This is a genomic window from Pullulanibacillus sp. KACC 23026 (assembly GCF_029094525.1).
Classification (GTDB): domain Bacteria; phylum Bacillota; class Bacilli; order Bacillales; family Sporolactobacillaceae; genus KACC-23026.
Map to the genome: position 1 here is coordinate 2,084,855 of NZ_CP119107.1, position 16,905 is coordinate 2,101,759.

Here is a 16,905-nt window from a genome sequence, read left to right on the forward strand (position 1 = left end):
CCCTCAATCTGAATATTGAAGGGCAAGAACATCTATTTGTGGGCGACATCCGGTTTAAAACTTTTAATTGGTTTTTGAGCCATTTCAGTTTTATTCACCAAACTTTTGATCTCTTTAAAGCCGACAAAGGTTTTATTGGTTTCGTCATAAAGACGGAAACGAATAGATTGAAGGCTTGTTTTCAGTGTGATGGTAGTGACGTGTTGAAGTTCTGGCGTCGCATCATGAGCTTTTTGTAGATTATAATTAGGAACTCTAGGGATTAAATGATGGACATGGTGGTAACCAATATTTCCAGTCACCCATTGCAAGACTAATGGGAGTTTATAATAAGAGCTGCCTTCAACTGCCGCTTTCACAAAGTCCCATTCCTCTTCATTTTCAAAGTAAGAATCTTCAAATTGGTGTTGGACATAAAATAGCCATATGCCAAGTGAACCTGCGACCATTAGAATGGGGAGTTGTATAATTAATAAAGCTTTCCAGCCAACCAACCAAATTAATAAGATGTAAAGGGCTAAAATGGCAACATTAGTTAAATAGGTATTCCATTTTTCTTTCTGGCGCGCCCCTTTGCGATTAAATCGACTTTTAACCAAATAGAGGAAAACCGGTCCTAATCCAAATAATATAAAGGGATTTCGATATAAACGGTAAGAAAGTTTTTTCCATCTTGAAGCTTCCAGATATTCTTGAACCGTCATGACCCAGACATCACCAGTTCCTCTTTTGTCTAAATTACCGCTCGTCGCATGGTGGATCGCATGTTCATGTTTCCATTGTTCGTATGGAAACAACGTGATGATTCCGGTAATGGTTCCTACAATACGATTTAATTGCTTGTTCTTAAAGAAAGCTAAATGGGCACAATCATGGAAAATAATAAAGATCCGGATCACGAACCCAGATGCACAAATGGCAATCGGTATCGCTAACCAATAAGAGAACTGTAAACTTTCATAAGCAAGAAACCATAATGCAAAAAATGGAACCAGAGTATTTAATAATTGTCGAATACTTATTTTTGTATTAGTTTTGGCGTAAGGTGAGACACTTTTTTTCAAATCTTTAATTTTTTGTTGGATCATGTCAACCTCCAAATTGTTTGAACTTTAAGTCATAACTCAATACTAATGAAATAATCAACCCAATAATAGAGATAAACGTCAGGCCCACTATATGACAAATGTCATATAGGCATTGAAACGCGGGGACGGATCTCCCGTTTCATTGTGATAAAACGTGGATGCCCGTGGGGTTGTTAAGGAGTTTTTTATATAGGATGGTGAACACCAATAATGGGAAAGAGGTGGGAAGTTTTGAAGTTAAGCATTTTGGATCAATCGCCCGTATACACAGGAATGTCGGCAGAAGAAGCGCTGCAAGCTTCGTTAAATCTCGCACAGTTAGGAGAAAAGTATGGCTATACGCGGTTTTGGTTAACTGAGCACCATGACATAGATGGACTTGCTTCTACTGCACCGGAAGTTCTGTTAGCCTTTATTGGGGCACAAACCTCACGAATACGGCTTGGCTCGGGTGCCGTTTTGCTTCCGCATTATAAGCCATATAAAGTAGCAGAGGTGTTTCATACATTGGCAACACTCTTCCCGGGACGGATTGATCTAGGGATCGGCCGGGCACCTGGGGGGTCAGCGGAGGTAACGATGGCTTTAAATGACAATTTCATGCAAAAAGTCTATGAAATGCCTGACCGATTAGAGGAAGTCCTTCACCTTATACATAATGATTTCCCTGAAGAGCATCCTTATTCAAAAATTAATGCCTTACCGCTTCCCAACATTCCTCCTGAACCTTGGCTCCTTGGTACAAGTAAAAAAAGTGCACGTCTCGCTGCCCGGAATGGAATGGCTTATGCCTTTGGCCAGTTTATGAGCGATGAAGATGGGGACAACATCCTTCAAACGTATCTGAATGAATTTTTGCCAAAAGGAAATATGGAAAAGCCCATGGCCCTTATCACGGTCAACGTCGTCTGTTCCGAATCGGCAGAAGAGGCTAAAGACATCGTTTTGCGACAGGGACTTTGGCAAATCCTAAGAACATATAGAAGTAAGCCTTCTTTCCCAACTCATAACGAATACACCAATTATCGTTTTAATGAAAAAGAACGATCGATCGTGGATAGCATCTTGAATAAAACAATTTATGGCACTCCAGAAGAAGTCATAAACGTTCTCACTAAATTAGCCAATCAAACCTCCGTATCAGAAGTGATGATCTCGACATACGCCTCCTCACTAGAAGAACGCATTAAATCCTACCAATTAATCGGGCAAGCACTCAAGTGAAACGGGGGGACGGTTCTCGCGTTTCATTCGGTTCCCGAACGAAACACGGGAACCGAATGAAAAAACGATTGAGTAATGTCAAAAACATAAATAATAAACAACGGAATATCAACAATTACAAGTCTAAAGTGAATCCGACTCAGTCGGATAACCTTAAAGAATTCTTGTCGCTGATTAGTTCATATTTCTCCCCCCCCCACTCGGCCTGTAAGGGGGATGTTTTCTCCCATCAAGTAATCATCCAAGACCTATATAGGTTAAAACGAACGAATCTGTTCTATATAAAGAAGGGAAGCTGTATACATATGTAGAATCATTTAATGACGATCTTTTTTACATCCTTATTACTGCCTCGTTTTGGCACAACCGAATGCCTCTTTACATAGTTTAAACAGTCTAAGGCCAAAAATGGAGATCCGCATTATTCAGGTAGAGACTAAAAATCAAACTTAAACAAGCTTAACCTTATTACCAAAAAAATAGAGTAATAAGAGAGAGGGAAATTATGGGGTTCCGTTATAAGGGGGAAAGGTTACATTGTTGGAAAGTGGAGAAAAGTTTGAAGGATTGAGAAGAAACAGGAGAACCAAAAACTCCAAAAAGTGGGGGAAGCGATGGATCTGGATAATAAGTATTCTTGTCTTTGCAGGACTCATTTTAGGTGGGTTGTTTTATTATCAAACCCATTATTTTAATGTTCATACGACGATCAACGGCGTACAGGTTGGCAGACTTTCGCCGAAACAGGCTCTAAATAAGTTAGAGGCGTCCCAATTGAAAAATGAGATCTATGTCGGCCAAAAGCTGATTGTTAATGGAAAAAACACCGAAATGGGTTTTACAAGCCAGGATCTCCCACAGGTAGAAAACGTATTGAAAAAACAACAAACGCTCTTGCCATCCTTTAAAGAAAAAAATTATCCATTAGTACCAAATGGCAGGTCTCAAGCTCAAAGCCAAATGTTAAAGGATCTCCTTAAGCAGAAAGTCACAGAGATGAATAAGAACTTGAAGGCTCCACAAGATGCGACTGTCAAATTGGATCAGGGTAAAATTGTGGTCACGAAAAGTGTGATGGGTGAACAATATGATGTTTCTAGATTGCTTCAGAATTACGAGAAGCAGGCATACAAGAGTGAAATTCATTTGACCCCGGTCTATCTTCAGCCAGTAAAAGAAACGAGCTCGATTGTTAAGAATGATGAGAATAAAATACAAGCTTTTCTACAGCGAACGATCAATTATAAGGTGCAAGATAAAGTTTATCCTCTAAAAGTCAGTGATTTTGTCAAAAATGCCTCTATATCGAACAAAGGGCAAGTGGTGATTCATTCAGCTGAGGCTAAAAAAGAAATTGAAAAAGAGATTAAGAAAATTAATGATTCCCAGTCAACCTTGAATAAACCGTTTCAATTTAAAACTCATTCTGGATCCGTTATAACGGTACAAGGTCAAACCTATGGCTGGGCACTTGATGTGAACAAAGAGACAAAGCTGCTTCTAGATGGATTCGAAAAAGGCCAAACTTCAGTCACAGCCGCAAATGTCTATGGAAATGGATGGAACGATGATGCGATTGGTTATAAAACGACCACCAATCATGGCATCGGAAATACTTATGCTGAGGTATCTATTAAGCAGCAACGCATTTGGCTTTATCGAAACGGAAAGATGGTTCTGACCACCAATGTCGTAACAGGAAGAACAGATGTGAATCAAGACACACACCCCGGCGTCTGGTACATCTTATATAAACGCTCGCCATCTATCCTTGTCGGCAGTGAAGTTGGAATGACAAACTATCACGTTCCAGTCAAATATTGGGCTCCTTTTACAAATGACGGTGAAGGCTTCCATGATGCAAGCTGGCGAACCAACTGGTCAAGTACAGCCTACATCCACCAAGGCTCAGGCGGCTGTGTCAACACACCCCCAAGTGTCATGGGCCAAGTCTACAAAAACCTAGATGTCTACGAACCTGTTGTCGTATATTGAAACGCAGGGACGGTTCTCGCGTTTCAAAACGCAAGTCTGAAACGCGAGGGTTTAAAAAAGAATAACGGGAGATTCAGTAAGTTTGGGTACATTCTCAATTTGGAATGTGCCTTTTAATGTATAAGGTGATTTCTGTGCCAAGGGAATACGTTTTTTTAATCGTTTCCCCTTCGATTTGATGCAGACTGCTGCACGTGTGTGGGATGCATCTAGAACAATAGGGGCCGGTCCAAACTTTAAAGAGCTATTTTTTATTTTTTGTGCTCCCAATTCTGATTGGAAATTGGTATAGTATTAACGTGATTAATTCCATCAAGAATTGGAGCTGTGTAAATGGACTCAAAGGAGATGAACCACCCTTTAAGATTGGCGCTTTTGCTAGTCACTTTTTCAGTGTTAGGCCCTTTTACTTTTGACATGTACCTGCCATCCTTTCCGCAAATTATGACCTACTTCGGAACGAAGGCCTCAACGGTTCAGTTGAGCTTAACTGCTTGCCTCTTAGGATTGGCGGTTGGGCAAATTGCTTTAGGTGCCTTAAGCGATGTCTTTGGGAGACGTAAACCATTAATCATTGCTATGATCATTTATTTTCTTTCTTCAATCGGTTGTGCGTTCGCTCCTAACATGGTCGTTTTTATTTTATTACGTTTTATACAAGGTTTTTCGGTCTCAGCCGGCAGTATTTCCAATGCCATCGTTCGTGATAAGTTCAGCGGAGTAGAACTGACCCGCTTTTTTTCGCTTCTCAGTATGATGAGCAGCGTCGGGCCGCTTCTAGCCCCGCTTGCAGGAAGCACGATCATTTCCTTTTCTCCTTGGTTTGGTGTGTTTGTCTTTTTAGGCTTCCTAGGTCTCTTTCTTACAATAAACACAACCTGGAGGTTAAAAGAAAGCCTGCCAAAAGAAAAACGTATCCCAGCCGATTTTAAGGGTCTGCTTACGAACTTTATAACTCTATTTAAAAATAAAACGTTTATGGGTTACGCCTTGGCACAGGGATTAATGATGGCTGGCATTTTTGCCTATGTATCTGGCACCCCATTTATCTATCAAAAAATTTATGGGGTTAGTCCGACTATCTTTTCAATGTTATTTGCATTAAATGGAATCAGCTTAATTTTAGGTGCCCAGGTTGTAAGGAGACTAGCGGGTCGTATGTCAGAAACCCGTATTCTTCAAATGGGACTGTCACTCGCCTTCTTGGCAAGTATCGCCGTTCTGATTGTCGTGCTCTTGCATGGACCGCTCTTTTCCTTAGTAATTCCGCTTTTCTTATTCGTTGCCTCCCTTGGACTTATCGGACCCGTGTCCTTTACCTTGGCCATGGCATCACAAGGTCACATCGCCGGCAGTGCTTCAGCCTTATTGGGAGTCCTTCCATTTTTATTAGGTTCTTTTTCCTCTCCATTAGTAGGCGTGGCAGGCGAATATTCAGCACTCCCACTAGGCATCATCCTATTTACCACCAGCTCATTGGCCTTAACCGTTTACCTTGGCCTCGTTAAAAACACAAAACTCACCGCCCCTGCCAATGAAATTGCAAATTGAAACGCAGGGACGGTTCTCCCGTTTCATTCGACTTCCGAACGAAACAAAGGAAAGCTTCTGCTCAAGTTTTGCGGTTCGGTCACTCTAAAAGTAAGCCCGAAGAACCATTCTCTCAAACTTTACTCACCTAACTTTTTAAACGATCGATATAAATGGTTTTAGAAGACTAATAGGGGGGATAAAAAGAATGAACGAAGAAAAAAATGTGGCCCATTCAGGAAGCGTGATCGCTGTATGCTTAAGCGGTAAACATACGTTTAGTAAAAATATTCAAGAAAAAATTAGATTAGTTGAAGGATTAGGGGTTGAAGGGGATGCCCATTTTGGTTCAACGGTTAAGCATCGTTCCAGAGTCGCCCAGAATCCGAACCAACCCAACCTTAGGCAAGTGCATTTAATTCATCGGGAGTTATTTGAAGAATTGGAGGACAGATTCTCTATTGAGCCCGGACAAATGGGTGAAAACATTACAACTGTTGGCATCAATCTCCTCGATTTACCGACGGGTACGAAATTGTATATTGGTGGGACAGCTATTGTTCAAGTGACCGGTCTGCGAAATCCATGTGCTCAAATTGATGAGTTTAAACCCGGTCTTCTAAAAGCGGTTTTAGATAAAGATTCAGAAGGCACCGTTATTAGAAAAGCTGGAATTATGGGGATCATTTTACAAAGCGGCGAAGTAAAGCCAGGTGACTCTATTATTGTAGAATGGCCTTCAAAACCATATAAAAAGCTTGAACGTGTTTAAACTTGCTGGCTATGAAACGTGGGGACGGTTCTCCCGTTTCATTTTATAGAAGCGATCCCTAATATTGAAGCGACTCGATCAAGCAAATGGAGTCGTTTTTTCTCGTGTATTAAAAAACCAACAAGAAATAAAGGGGAAACTCCGAGGGCATATTATGATTAATATAAATGCTAGGAGGATCCCAATTTGAGCACCACAGAGAATGCCCTATCTATTTATGCATTAGGCGGTATGAATGAAATCGGGAAAAACATGTATGTATTCGAATATGCGGATGAGATCATCGTCATCGATTGCGGCAATAAGTTTCCAGATGAAAGCTTATTAGGAATTGACCTCATCATCCCTGATGTTTCTTATTTGGTTGAAAATAAGGAAAAAGTCAAGGCTTTGATTGTCACGCATGGTCATGAAGATCATATAGGCGGGATTCCTTTCTTTTTAAAAGAATTGAATGTGCCTGTTTATGCGACACGCTTTACACTCGGATTAATCGAGCTCAAATTAAAAGAGCATAAACTCTTGAGGGAAAGTGAACTGATCGAGATCAACCCAAACTCAAGACTTCATTTCGAACATATAAGGGTGAGCTTTTTCAAAGTCACGCATAGTATTCCGGATTGCTTAGGAATTGTCTTTCATACTCCAGAGGGAACGATTGTACATACGGGTGACTTTAAGTTTGATCTAACTCCTGAGAATAATGAGAAATCAGACATTCATAAAATGGCCGAGATCGGGCGTCAGGGAGTCTTGCTTCTTTTGTCTGAGAGTACCAATGCAGAAAGGCCAGGCTTAACGCCATCCGAACAAGCGGTAGGAGAGCATTTGTTAACTGCTTTCATGAAAGCAAAACGCAAAGTAATTGTTTCAACCTTTGCTTCAAATGTGAGCCGTGTTCAACAAATAGTGAATGCCGCAGAAAAAACCAATCGAAAGCTAGTGTTGCTTGGACGAAGCATGGTGAATGTCGTACAGGTCGCCATTAATCGAGGCTATTTAAAAGTCCCGGTTGGCATGATGATTGACCAACAAGACATAAATGAACTGCCGCCTGAAGAGGTCACCATCTTATGTACAGGCAGTCAAGGTGAACAACTGGCGGCGCTATCCCGGCTTTCCACTGGGAATTTTCGCGGTGTGGAAGTCTTACCTGATGATATGGTGATCTTTGCGGCAGGGCCAATACCTGGGAACGAACGAAAAGTCACAACCATTGTTGACCATTTTTTTGCACTTGGAGCTCATGTGATTTATGGTTCAGGAAGCACGTCCGGCATGCATGTCTCCGGTCATGGCTATCAAGAAGATTTGAAACTCATGCTGACATTAATGAAACCAACCTATTTTATACCTATTCACGGGGAGCATCGAATGCTGCACCATCATCGTCTATTAGCTGAATCGGTGGGAGTGGAGCCGGGCAATACATTTATCTTAAAAAACGGTGACGTGGTTAAAATCAAACAAGACATTGCTCGGCAGACCCGAACGATACCAGTCGGAGATACTTATGTAGATGGGGGAGGTGTAGGAAATATTGGCGACTTTGTGCTAAGGGACCGCAAAAAACTGTCAGAGGATGGTATGGTGATCATTGTTTTAACAATGAGTAAAGGAAAAGGTAAATTGATGTCCGAACCCGAAACCATTTCTCGAGGTTTTTTGGATAGCGACTTCAAAGAAATTCGAAAAGACGTCAATCAACTTACAGCAAAAACCGTGAAGGAACTTTTAGAAGCCGACCGAAACTCCCGGAATGTCATCAAAAAACAACTGAAAAAATCAATACGAGACTATATCTACACAAAAACTAAGAAAGAACCGATGGTCGTACCCATCATTGTTGAAATGTGATTAAGGATTTTGACTTGGCTGCCTAAAGGGGTTGGTTGGACGAATAAACAAAATAAAAAATTTGACCATAATGGTTGTAAAAAAAAAAGGATAGAGATAGAATTATTTTAAATTAAAAAAATTCGGGGGCCCGTGGAAAAGGGCTGAGAGTATGACTAATCCGTCATTAACCGTTTGAACCTGTTGGGTAATGCCAGCGTAGGGAGATACTGAAAATCTGTATGTTTGTATGGATTTCAAGGACACTTTACTGCGCGTAAAGTGTCCTTTTTTAATTTTAACTTAAAAAAAGGTGGTTTAACTTATGTTAGAAAGAATCGGGGAAACACTTGAGAAAGTTCGGTTGACGACCCCGCTAGTACATAATATTACGAATGTTGTGGTGACCAATTATACAGCGAATGGCTTATTAGCACTTGGCGCCTCACCCGTTATGGCTTATTCGAGAAAAGAAGTCGCTGACATGGCCAAAATAGCAGGTGCTCTTGTGCTAAACATAGGTACTCTAAATGAGGATGTGGTGGAGGCGATGCTAATTGCGGGCCAATCCGCTAATGAGAAGGGTGTGCCCGTTATTTTTGATCCTGTTGGAGCAGGTGCCACTCCTTATCGGACAGAAACCGCTCGTCAACTGGTTGAATCCATAAATATGACTTTAATTCGCGGAAATGCGGCAGAACTGGCCAATGTGGTTGGAGAAGCCTGGGCCATTAAAGGCGTTGATTCGAGTGAGGGCAACGGGAACGTAAGAGAACTGGCATATCGTGCGGCAAAAAAATTAAACACAGTTGTCACCATAACAGGTCCTGAAGATGTCGTAACAGATGGCAATGTAACCTATGTCTGCACAAATGGTCATCCGCTGTTAACTAAAGTCACGGGCACAGGGTGTTTGTTGACATCCGTTATCGGTGCTTTCGCAGCTGTTGAATCGGATCCTCTAAAGGCAGCCGCTTCTGCTCTTACAGTCTATGGCGTGGCAGCAGAGCTAGCCTATGCTAAATCTGGTGAGGAAGGTCCAGGGCGTTTTCAAATAGAATTGCTCAATCAACTTGCTCTCGTCTCACCAAATGACATTATTCAGAACGGACGACTGGAACAACTTAAGGCGTAAAAAGGAGGAAAGTCTTACGTGAAAACCTATAAAGCATTGACAATCGCCGGATCAGATAGTGGAGGGGGGGCGGGGATACAAGCTGATCTTAAAACCTTCCAAGAGCTGGGTGTCTATGGGATGTCTGCCATCACCGCGGTCACCGCACAAAACACAACGGGAGTGCAAGGGGTCTATCCCGTACCGACAATAGGGGTAGTCGAACAACTCCAATCAATTGGCGAGGATTTGCCGCCGGATGCTTTAAAAACAGGGATGTTGTTCAGCCCAGAAATTATTATGGCCGTGTCTGAATACATTCGCTCTTTTAAATGGGAAAATCTGGTTATGGATCCCGTGATGATTGCAAAAGGAGGGGCATCATTGCTTCAGCAAGAAGCGGTTCATGCCCTGAAAAAGGAACTTCTGCCTTTAGCGACTGTCATAACCCCTAATATTCCCGAAGCTGAAGTGTTGGCAGAAATAACTATCCGTACACCTCAAGACAAATGCGAAGCAGCCAAACGTTTACATGACTTAGGGGCAGCCTATGTTGTTGTAAAAGGTGGACATGACACTGAAGCAGACGAAGTTGTCGATGTTTTATATGACGGACACAACTTTGATTATTTCAACTCACAAAGAATCCAGACAGTCAACACACATGGCACCGGGTGTACCTTTTCAGCAGCCCTAACCGCAGAGCTTGCAAAAGGCAAAACAGTTAAGCAAGCGGTTCAGGTCGCCAAGTCGTTTATTCAATGTGCGATCCAATATGATCTGGGACTGGGACACGGTCATGGCCCAACCAATCATTGGGCTTACAATCAATTTGCAGGGAGTGAGATCGATGGCTAAACGTTCTCCAGAAGCGATCAAGGAGCTATTAAACGTCTATTTTATAATGGGAAGTCCGAATTGCAACCGCGATCCTCGTGATATTTTAAAAGAAGCGATTCAAGGCGGGATCACGCTTTTTCAATTTCGCGAAAAAGGGACTGGATCACTAGAAGGTGAGGCGAAACGACAACTCGCCAAAGACCTGCAAGCGATCTGCAAACAGCATCAGATTCCTTTTATTGTCAATGATGATTTGGATCTGGCACTTGAACTGGATGCAGATGGTGTTCACATAGGTCAAGAGGATGCACCCGCACGAGACGTCCGTCAACGACTCGGTGAAGAAAAGCTTGTCGGCATATCCGCTCATACGGTGGAGGAAGCACTGTCTGCCATTCAAGAAGGGGCAGACTATCTAGGTGTAGGGCCCATTTACCCGACAACGACGAAAGAAGATGCCAAACCTGCACGAGGAATGGAGCTAGTCCAAACGTTACGACAAAAAGGGATTTCTTTTCCCATTGTCGGAATCGGAGGGATTAACCCGGCGAATGCTTCTGACGTCATAGAAGAGGGAGCGGATGGTGTGTCCGTCATCACCGCTATTAGTCAGGCTGAACACGTTGTCCAAACGACGAATGAATTAAAAAAAGCTGTTCACCAGATTAAATAAAAAAAGTAGCCGAAATTGGGAGCTTGTTGAAACAGGCTGAGAGGATCACTAGAGTGGTCGACCAACACAACCTGATCTGGGTAATACCAGCGTAGGGAAATAATAATGACATTCTAATAAGAAAGTAACTTTCATCTTTTAAATAGTCGCTCTGTAAGGTTAAGTCTGCCCTTTCAAAAAAGGTAAAAAGCTACGAATCTCGTATTTTCGCTGAATGAAAAAATAAGAGAAAATCAACATTGTCCATTAACAGAGCCAATCGTATGAGGAAGAATTTCTTATAAGCAAGTGTCTTTTTATTATTTCTCCATGGAAAATGAAAGAATGTTATGGAGGAAATAAGATGGAAATAGAACAACAATCGAGTAATCAGACGCATTTAACGGTGGGGTATGATGAAAAACTGCCGCCTTTACAGTCCTTTTTATACGGCTTACAGCATGTTTTTGTTTCAAACGTCTGGTTGGATCCTATTTTTGTCGCGGCCATGGTGGGGATGCCGCTTGCACTCGCGTCAAATATAGTCAATGCCATTTTTCTTGCAGCAGGCTTCGTGACCTTGATCCAAGCAACGAAACTGGTGCGACTGCCAATTGTTCAGGGGCCGTCTGCCGCCTTTGATTCACTCATGATCTCAGCTGGAAAAGCAAATGGCCTGGCCGCTGCGGGTGGCGGAATCTTATTAAGTGCCATTATTGTCTTTATCCTATCAATAACGGGATTAATTGGAAGACTAAGAGTGTTGTTTACGCCCGTTATCTCTGGGACGGTTATATTTGTTGTTGGTGTCGCTTTATCAGGATTTACATTATCCGAATTCTTAGGAGGGGCTTCAGGGTCACCAACCTTTGCGACGGTCACGACTTTATCGATGTCGATTCCGACCACCCTAATCGTTCTCTTCCTTTCGACTTTTGGCCGAAAAAAATGGCGATCATTCGCTTTTCTAATCGCACTTATAGCAGGAGATATCATCGCAACTCTCTTAGGTCAAACTCATTTCTCTCAAATCGGAACAAAAGCGTGGTTTGGTCTTCCTCACTTTTTACCATATGGTCATTTAACGTTTAAGTGGGATTCATTTGTTATGTTTTTTGTGGCCTATATTGTCGCGGTCATTGAAGCCATGGGAGTCTATCAAGCGGGAGCTGAGATGATTCAGGTCAACCTCGATTCGAGGCGGATTCGCAATGGATTTGCGGGAGAATCAATCGGTTCAATCATTTCCACCTTAATTGGCGGGTTTCCAACAACGGCTTATGGCCAAAATGTGGGATTACTTCGGTTAACGGGTGTTGCGTCTCGTTTTCCGGTTATTGTAGCTGGGATTATCTTTCTCATACTGGGTTTTGTTCCAAAGGCAGGAGCTATTCTTGCGCTCACCCCAGACCCCGTTGTTGGGGGGATTTTCTTACCCGCTGCCGCTTCCTTAATTTTTACGGGGATTTCAATTTTAACTAAAATGGAACGGTCAGACGTCAATTTTACGATTGCGGGACTGTCCATTTTACTTGCGATTGCCTTGCCTAGTTATTTTTCAGGTGTAAAAGGTCCTATTGGCACCTTTTTATCAAATAGTGTACTGGTCGGAACGATTACAGCGTTTCTTTTACAGTTTATTTTAATAACAGTGCCTGGCTGGTTTGGAAAGAAGGAGACAACTTGAGAGAAGAAAGCCTAACACTAACTGATAAGCTTTTAAACTTTATTCAGACTTATAATGATTGGAATTCTAATCAAAGTGAAACTTACGAGACGGCGTTTAATCGTTTGGCTTTAGATATGTTTAAATTTCAGTTCAAGCATAATCTCCCTTATAAGAAGTTCTGTCAATCAAAGAGACGAACACCTTTAACCGTGAAGCGATGGCTGGATATTCCGCCTATGCCGATTCAGGGTTTCAAGGAGTTGACCTTAACCTGTGAGCCGGTTGAAGCAGCAGAGGGCGTCTTTATGACAAGTGGGACGACCAACCCTGAGAAAAAAGGCTGTCATTATCATCCACGGTTTACAACATGGGATGCTTCAATGAAAGGGCCTTATAAACAATTTGTCTTACCTGACAGGGAAAAAATAACAACTTTTGTTTTATCTCCAGCTGCTGATAGGAATCAACATTCTTCGCTTTCAAGATATTTATCCAAATCTGTTGAGTATTTTGGAACTGGAAAAAGTCAATTTTTCTTTAATGAAAACGGGTTAGATATGGAAGGGTTTGTTTCTGCTTTGCGAGCTTCTGAGGAAAGCAAAGATCCTGTTCTATTGATTGGAGCGACTTTTTCTTATGTTCACATTCTTGATTATTGCCGGGCTCACGGCTTGAAATTCTCTTTACCTATTAAGAGTCGGATTTTTGATACAGGTGGCTTTAAAGGTCAGTCTCGTGAAGTTGAAATGGAACAGCTTTATGAGGACTTCCATTCCTTTTTTGATGTTCCTCGTGAATGGTGCATTAATATGTACGGCATGACGGAATTGTGTTCTCAGGCTTATGACCAGACTATCCGTACGAATCTATTGTCGGGTCAAAGTATCAGGGATAAGGCAGGGCCAGCGTGGTTTCGTACCCTAGTCTTGGATCCTAATAAATTAGAACCCGTTGAAAAAGGTCAAAAGGGTGTTCTTGCTCATTTCGATTTGGCAAATTGGAATTCTTGTCTAGCCATTCTAACGGAAGATCTCGGTTACCAGACGGATAATGGTTTCGTTCTTCTTGGAAGAGTGGAGGGGTCAGAGGCAAGAGGGTGCTCCATTGCAGTTGATCAATTGCTGCAAGCAAACAAATGAGGGGGCTGACCCCTTTTTTACTAAAAAGGGGGTATCAGGTGAATCATCTAGGTCAAGAAAAAACTATTGAACTTTTTAAACTTCCAGCTTCTATTAATATTGAAGAATTTGAAGAACGAATCATCGAAACGAAAAAGGGTTTTTACAGGCTTCTTACTCCTGTTTTAACAGAAAACTTAATAAAAGAAATAACGGATACCATAAAGTCTTCACGAGACTACTATCTCATGAAACTATCCATAAACGAAATTGTTGATAAAATCGATCAGGCTGTTCAAAAATGGCTGAATCCACACTATCCTTTACGTCAGTTAGCTGAGTTGCTGTTACCTCCTTTAACAGGCTATGATGCTGAAATGATTCGCCTTGAACTTAAACAATACATGAGAAACTTTCGTAAAAAAGAGCTTTTGCGTTTCATTGATGAAGAATTGGATCAAGCAACGATTTTAGATGAATTCCGTCCTCGAAAAACGGGTGGGATGAGCATGGCATTCGGGCCAAGCCTTATTTTTCATGTTTTTTCTGGAAATGTTCCAGGGGTTCAGCTTTGGAGTTTAATCATGGGATTACTTGTTAAATCAGCTAATCTGGGTAAAACCTCATCAAGTGAGCCGTTAATGGCCGTGCTTTTTGGACAGTCCTTAGCAGAAGTCGATGAACGCCTCGCAGAAACGCTTGCCATTCTGCCATGGAAAGGAGGAACAGAGGAGCTTGAATTACCTTCTATTGAAGCGGCAGAAGCCATTATTGTTTATGGGTCTAATACAACGGTTGAAAAGATAAGGCCTATGGTCCCTTACTATAAACGTTTTCTGACTTATGGGCATAAAATCAGTTTTGCTCTTATTGGGAAGGAGGCGTTAACCGCAGATCGTTATTACGAAACGATTCATCATCTTGCTGAAGATATCTCGATATATGACCAACAAAGTTGCCTATCCCCTCAACTTGTGATGATCGAAAAGGGGGGGGGCGTCTCACCTAAACAAGCAGCACAGCTCCTTGCTTCAGAGCTTGAACGTTATCATCTTAAAAGACCAAGGGCCGTTTTAAAGCCAAATGAAGCCATGGCCATTCAAAAAGCCAGACATCATTACACGTTTGCGGCTATGGAAAATCCTGAAGAGATAACCGTTTATCAGAGCCAAGGAGATACGGCCTGGACGGTCATTTTTCATTATCACGTTGGATTTGAATTAAGCCCATTAAATCGAACGGTTCATGTCTTTACGACCGAAAAGTTAGAGGAGGATCTTCATGTTCTTCGTCCTTATCAACATTATCTTCAATCCTGCGGGGCGGCGGTCAAACCCGAGCGGCTGTTTAGCTTGGCTAAAGAATTAGGGAGCATTGGAGTAGATCGTATTTCAGCAATAGGCGAAATGAATCACGCCAGGCCGGGCTGGCATCATGATGGGGGATTAAATTTACTAAGTTTGGTTCGCTTTATTGATATAGAGAAGACGGCTGAAGAGAAAGCGGAGCACTATGATCCGGATGTTGAATGAGGAGAGAGTAACATGAATTTAACGAATAAAATCGTTCTGATAACAGGCGCGAGTCGGGGAATTGGCGCAGCACTTGCCAAAGCCTTTGGTCAACAAGGGGCCATCGTTATCGTGAATTATTTGAAGAATGAAAGACTAGCTTGGCAAGTGGTTGAAGAAATTGAGGGGCAAGGCGGACAGGCTGTCGCTATGCAGGCAGATGTTCAAAAACCTAATGAAGCGCAAGAAATGGTAGAGAGAATAGCCGATGAATTAGGGTCGATTGACGTATTGGTGAATAATGCTTTACCGCACTATACCTTTAATCCCAAAACACGCCAAATGGCTTGGGAGGTTAAGTGGTCAAACTACCAATCACAATTTGACGGCAATGTCCAAGGTGCTTTTAATATGTGTCAAGCAGTTGTCCCTTTTATGAAAAATCAAGGGAAAGGCCGAATTATTAATATGGTTACCAACCTCATTGATTTTCCAATCATCCCTTATCACGATTATACAACCGCAAAAGCTGCCTTGGTTGGCTTTACGCGTAATTTGGCCAAAGATTTGGGAGCTTTCAATATTACCGTTAACGCCGTTGCCCCAGGGCTCACATACCCTACCGATTCGAGCCTTGAAACCAAAGAAGAGGTGCGTGAACAACTCTTACACTTAACCCCGCTAAACCGACTAGCCACCCCAAAAGACATCGCAGGCCCCGTCATGTTCCTAGCCTCCGACCACGCCTCCTTCATAACCGGCCAAGTCCTAAGAGTAGACGGCGGCCTCGTCATGCGATGAAACGCGGGGGGGAAACGCGGGGACGGTTCTGCTGTTTCACTCCAACGGACAAGAGTGTCAGGGGAACCATGTAAACAGTTATTTAATAGTATTAAACAATAAAAAAGAGTTCACGCATTAAACATGAACTCTTTTTCTAATATAAATGTTAGGCGACTAGTTTATTAAGTTTTCAAAAGGCAAAATCATTTCTTCTAAAAGACGATCATCCCTCTTCAATCAACCAAAAAACACACTTACACTCCCTTCTTGGCGAGCTGTCGTTAAACAATTTTGGATAAACTGTAGGATTTGTTTTTGATCCCAGTCCATAGGTTCTAACTGGGAAGAAGCATCATGCTTGAACACTTGTTTGTATTTCTCTATTGCTTTTTCGATCTCTTGTAACGAGAAACTGGCAATTTCGCCAGATCCGCTCACACCTGCATGATAGTCGTAAGCATCCAATAGAGCGTAAAGAATGGAAGCATTCGAATTCCCTAAACTAAATCGTGCATACGCAATTTCTTGTCTCGCTTTGTTATATCCGCAAATATCGTGACCCATAAAGTTCCTCCTTCAAATTTTGATTTTATATAAACTTATATAAAACACGAGAGAATAGAGAAAAAAAGGCTGTAAGGGGGAGTATGAAGGACCCATCGAGGATAGACGTCATTCGGAGCAAGTGTGTTTTTAAAAAGGGCATGTCAAAAAATGATTCGAGAAGGGTAAGTATGAATAAAAAACATAAGGAAGGCTGCTAAAAGAAAGTT

At 42.0% G+C, this 16,905-nt stretch carries 14 protein-coding genes and 2 riboswitches; of the genes, 12 read left to right on the forward strand and 2 right to left on the reverse strand.

All coding sequences use genetic code 11. From position 1 onward, the window contains the following. Window positions 1-32 precede the first annotated feature (32 nt). The gene (desA, locus tag PU629_RS09825) at window positions 33-1,088 is read right to left on the reverse strand and encodes a Delta(5) desaturase DesA (RefSeq protein WP_275284090.1); all 1,056 of its coding nucleotides are present in this window, start codon (window positions 1,086-1,088) and stop codon (window positions 33-35) included. A 231-nt stretch (window positions 1,089-1,319) separates the two neighbouring features. Here desA and PU629_RS09830 point away from each other — a divergent pair, with 231 nt between their 5' ends. The 12 genes from PU629_RS09830 to PU629_RS09885 all read left to right on the forward strand — a co-directional run bounded on the left by PU629_RS09830 (window position 1,320) and on the right by PU629_RS09885 (window position 16,150). Beyond that, entirely contained in the window at window positions 1,320-2,312 is a 993-nt protein-coding gene (locus PU629_RS09830) for an LLM class flavin-dependent oxidoreductase (RefSeq protein ID WP_275284091.1), read from the forward strand. A 537-nt stretch (window positions 2,313-2,849) separates the two neighbouring features. Continuing rightward, window positions 2,850-4,307, forward strand: a complete 1,458-nt coding sequence (locus PU629_RS09835) for a L,D-transpeptidase family protein (RefSeq protein WP_275284092.1) — start codon at window positions 2,850-2,852, stop codon at window positions 4,305-4,307. Between the two features lie 333 nt (window positions 4,308-4,640). Next, complete coding sequence (locus PU629_RS09840) at window positions 4,641-5,858, forward strand: multidrug effflux MFS transporter (RefSeq protein ID WP_275284093.1); 1,218 nt, start codon at window positions 4,641-4,643, stop codon at window positions 5,856-5,858. A 187-nt stretch (window positions 5,859-6,045) separates the two neighbouring features. Then, window positions 6,046-6,609, forward strand: a complete 564-nt coding sequence (locus PU629_RS09845) for an MOSC domain-containing protein (RefSeq protein WP_275284094.1) — start codon at window positions 6,046-6,048, stop codon at window positions 6,607-6,609. A gap of 186 nt (window positions 6,610-6,795) precedes the next feature. Continuing rightward, entirely contained in the window at window positions 6,796-8,466 is a 1,671-nt protein-coding gene (locus PU629_RS09850; protein ID WP_275284095.1) for a ribonuclease J, read from the forward strand. Window positions 8,467-8,578: 112 nt separating this feature from the next. Then, window positions 8,579-8,689: riboswitch (TPP riboswitch) on the forward strand. Window positions 8,690-8,770: 81 nt separating this feature from the next. Next, complete coding sequence (gene thiM / locus PU629_RS09855) at window positions 8,771-9,580, forward strand: hydroxyethylthiazole kinase (RefSeq protein WP_275284096.1); 810 nt, start codon at window positions 8,771-8,773, stop codon at window positions 9,578-9,580. 18 nt (window positions 9,581-9,598) lie between these two features. Beyond that, the gene (thiD, locus tag PU629_RS09860) at window positions 9,599-10,417 is read left to right on the forward strand and encodes a bifunctional hydroxymethylpyrimidine kinase/phosphomethylpyrimidine kinase (RefSeq protein WP_275284097.1); all 819 of its coding nucleotides are present in this window, start codon (window positions 9,599-9,601) and stop codon (window positions 10,415-10,417) included. Continuing rightward, on the forward strand, window positions 10,410-11,072 hold the full coding sequence (gene thiE / locus PU629_RS09865; RefSeq protein WP_275284098.1) for a thiamine phosphate synthase: 663 nt from the start codon (window positions 10,410-10,412) through the stop codon (window positions 11,070-11,072). Before thiD ends, thiE begins: the two co-directional genes overlap by 8 nt. 5 nt (window positions 11,073-11,077) lie before the next feature. After that, window positions 11,078-11,187, forward strand: a riboswitch (TPP riboswitch). 228 nt (window positions 11,188-11,415) lie between these two features. Then, entirely contained in the window at window positions 11,416-12,738 is a 1,323-nt protein-coding gene (locus PU629_RS09870) for a solute carrier family 23 protein (RefSeq protein WP_275284099.1), read from the forward strand. Beyond that, the gene (locus PU629_RS09875; protein ID WP_275284100.1) at window positions 12,735-13,859 is read left to right on the forward strand and encodes a LuxE/PaaK family acyltransferase; all 1,125 of its coding nucleotides are present in this window, start codon (window positions 12,735-12,737) and stop codon (window positions 13,857-13,859) included. The genes PU629_RS09870 and PU629_RS09875 overlap by 4 nt, the downstream gene beginning before the upstream one ends. Window positions 13,860-13,897: 38 nt before the next feature. Continuing rightward, on the forward strand, window positions 13,898-15,370 hold the full coding sequence (locus tag PU629_RS09880; protein WP_275284101.1) for an acyl-CoA reductase: 1,473 nt from the start codon (window positions 13,898-13,900) through the stop codon (window positions 15,368-15,370). A 12-nt stretch (window positions 15,371-15,382) separates the two neighbouring features. Beyond that, window positions 15,383-16,150, forward strand: coding sequence for an SDR family oxidoreductase (locus PU629_RS09885; RefSeq protein WP_275284102.1), 768 nt, complete (start codon window positions 15,383-15,385; stop codon window positions 16,148-16,150). Between the two features lie 219 nt (window positions 16,151-16,369). Here PU629_RS09885 and PU629_RS09890 read toward each other — a convergent pair whose 3' ends face one another. After that, entirely contained in the window at window positions 16,370-16,696 is a 327-nt protein-coding gene (locus PU629_RS09890; protein ID WP_275284103.1) for a hypothetical protein, read from the reverse strand. Between the last annotated feature and the right edge of the window lie 209 nt (window positions 16,697-16,905).

Coding starts and splice junctions, on each gene's coding strand:
- PU629_RS09870 (WP_275284099.1), top strand. CDS start 11,416: ATGGAAATAGAACAACAATCGAGTAATCAGACGCATTTAACGGTGGGG.
- PU629_RS09890 (WP_275284103.1), bottom strand. CDS start 16,696: ATGGGTCACGATATTTGCGGATATAACAAAGCGAGACAAGAAATTGCG.
- PU629_RS09885 (WP_275284102.1), top strand. CDS start 15,383: ATGAATTTAACGAATAAAATCGTTCTGATAACAGGCGCGAGTCGGGGA.
- desA (WP_275284090.1), bottom strand. CDS start 1,088: ATGATCCAACAAAAAATTAAAGATTTGAAAAAAAGTGTCTCACCTTAC.
- PU629_RS09840 (WP_275284093.1), top strand. CDS start 4,641: ATGGACTCAAAGGAGATGAACCACCCTTTAAGATTGGCGCTTTTGCTA.
- thiM (WP_275284096.1), top strand. CDS start 8,771: ATGTTAGAAAGAATCGGGGAAACACTTGAGAAAGTTCGGTTGACGACC.
- thiE (WP_275284098.1), top strand. CDS start 10,410: ATGGCTAAACGTTCTCCAGAAGCGATCAAGGAGCTATTAAACGTCTAT.
- PU629_RS09845 (WP_275284094.1), top strand. CDS start 6,046: ATGAACGAAGAAAAAAATGTGGCCCATTCAGGAAGCGTGATCGCTGTA.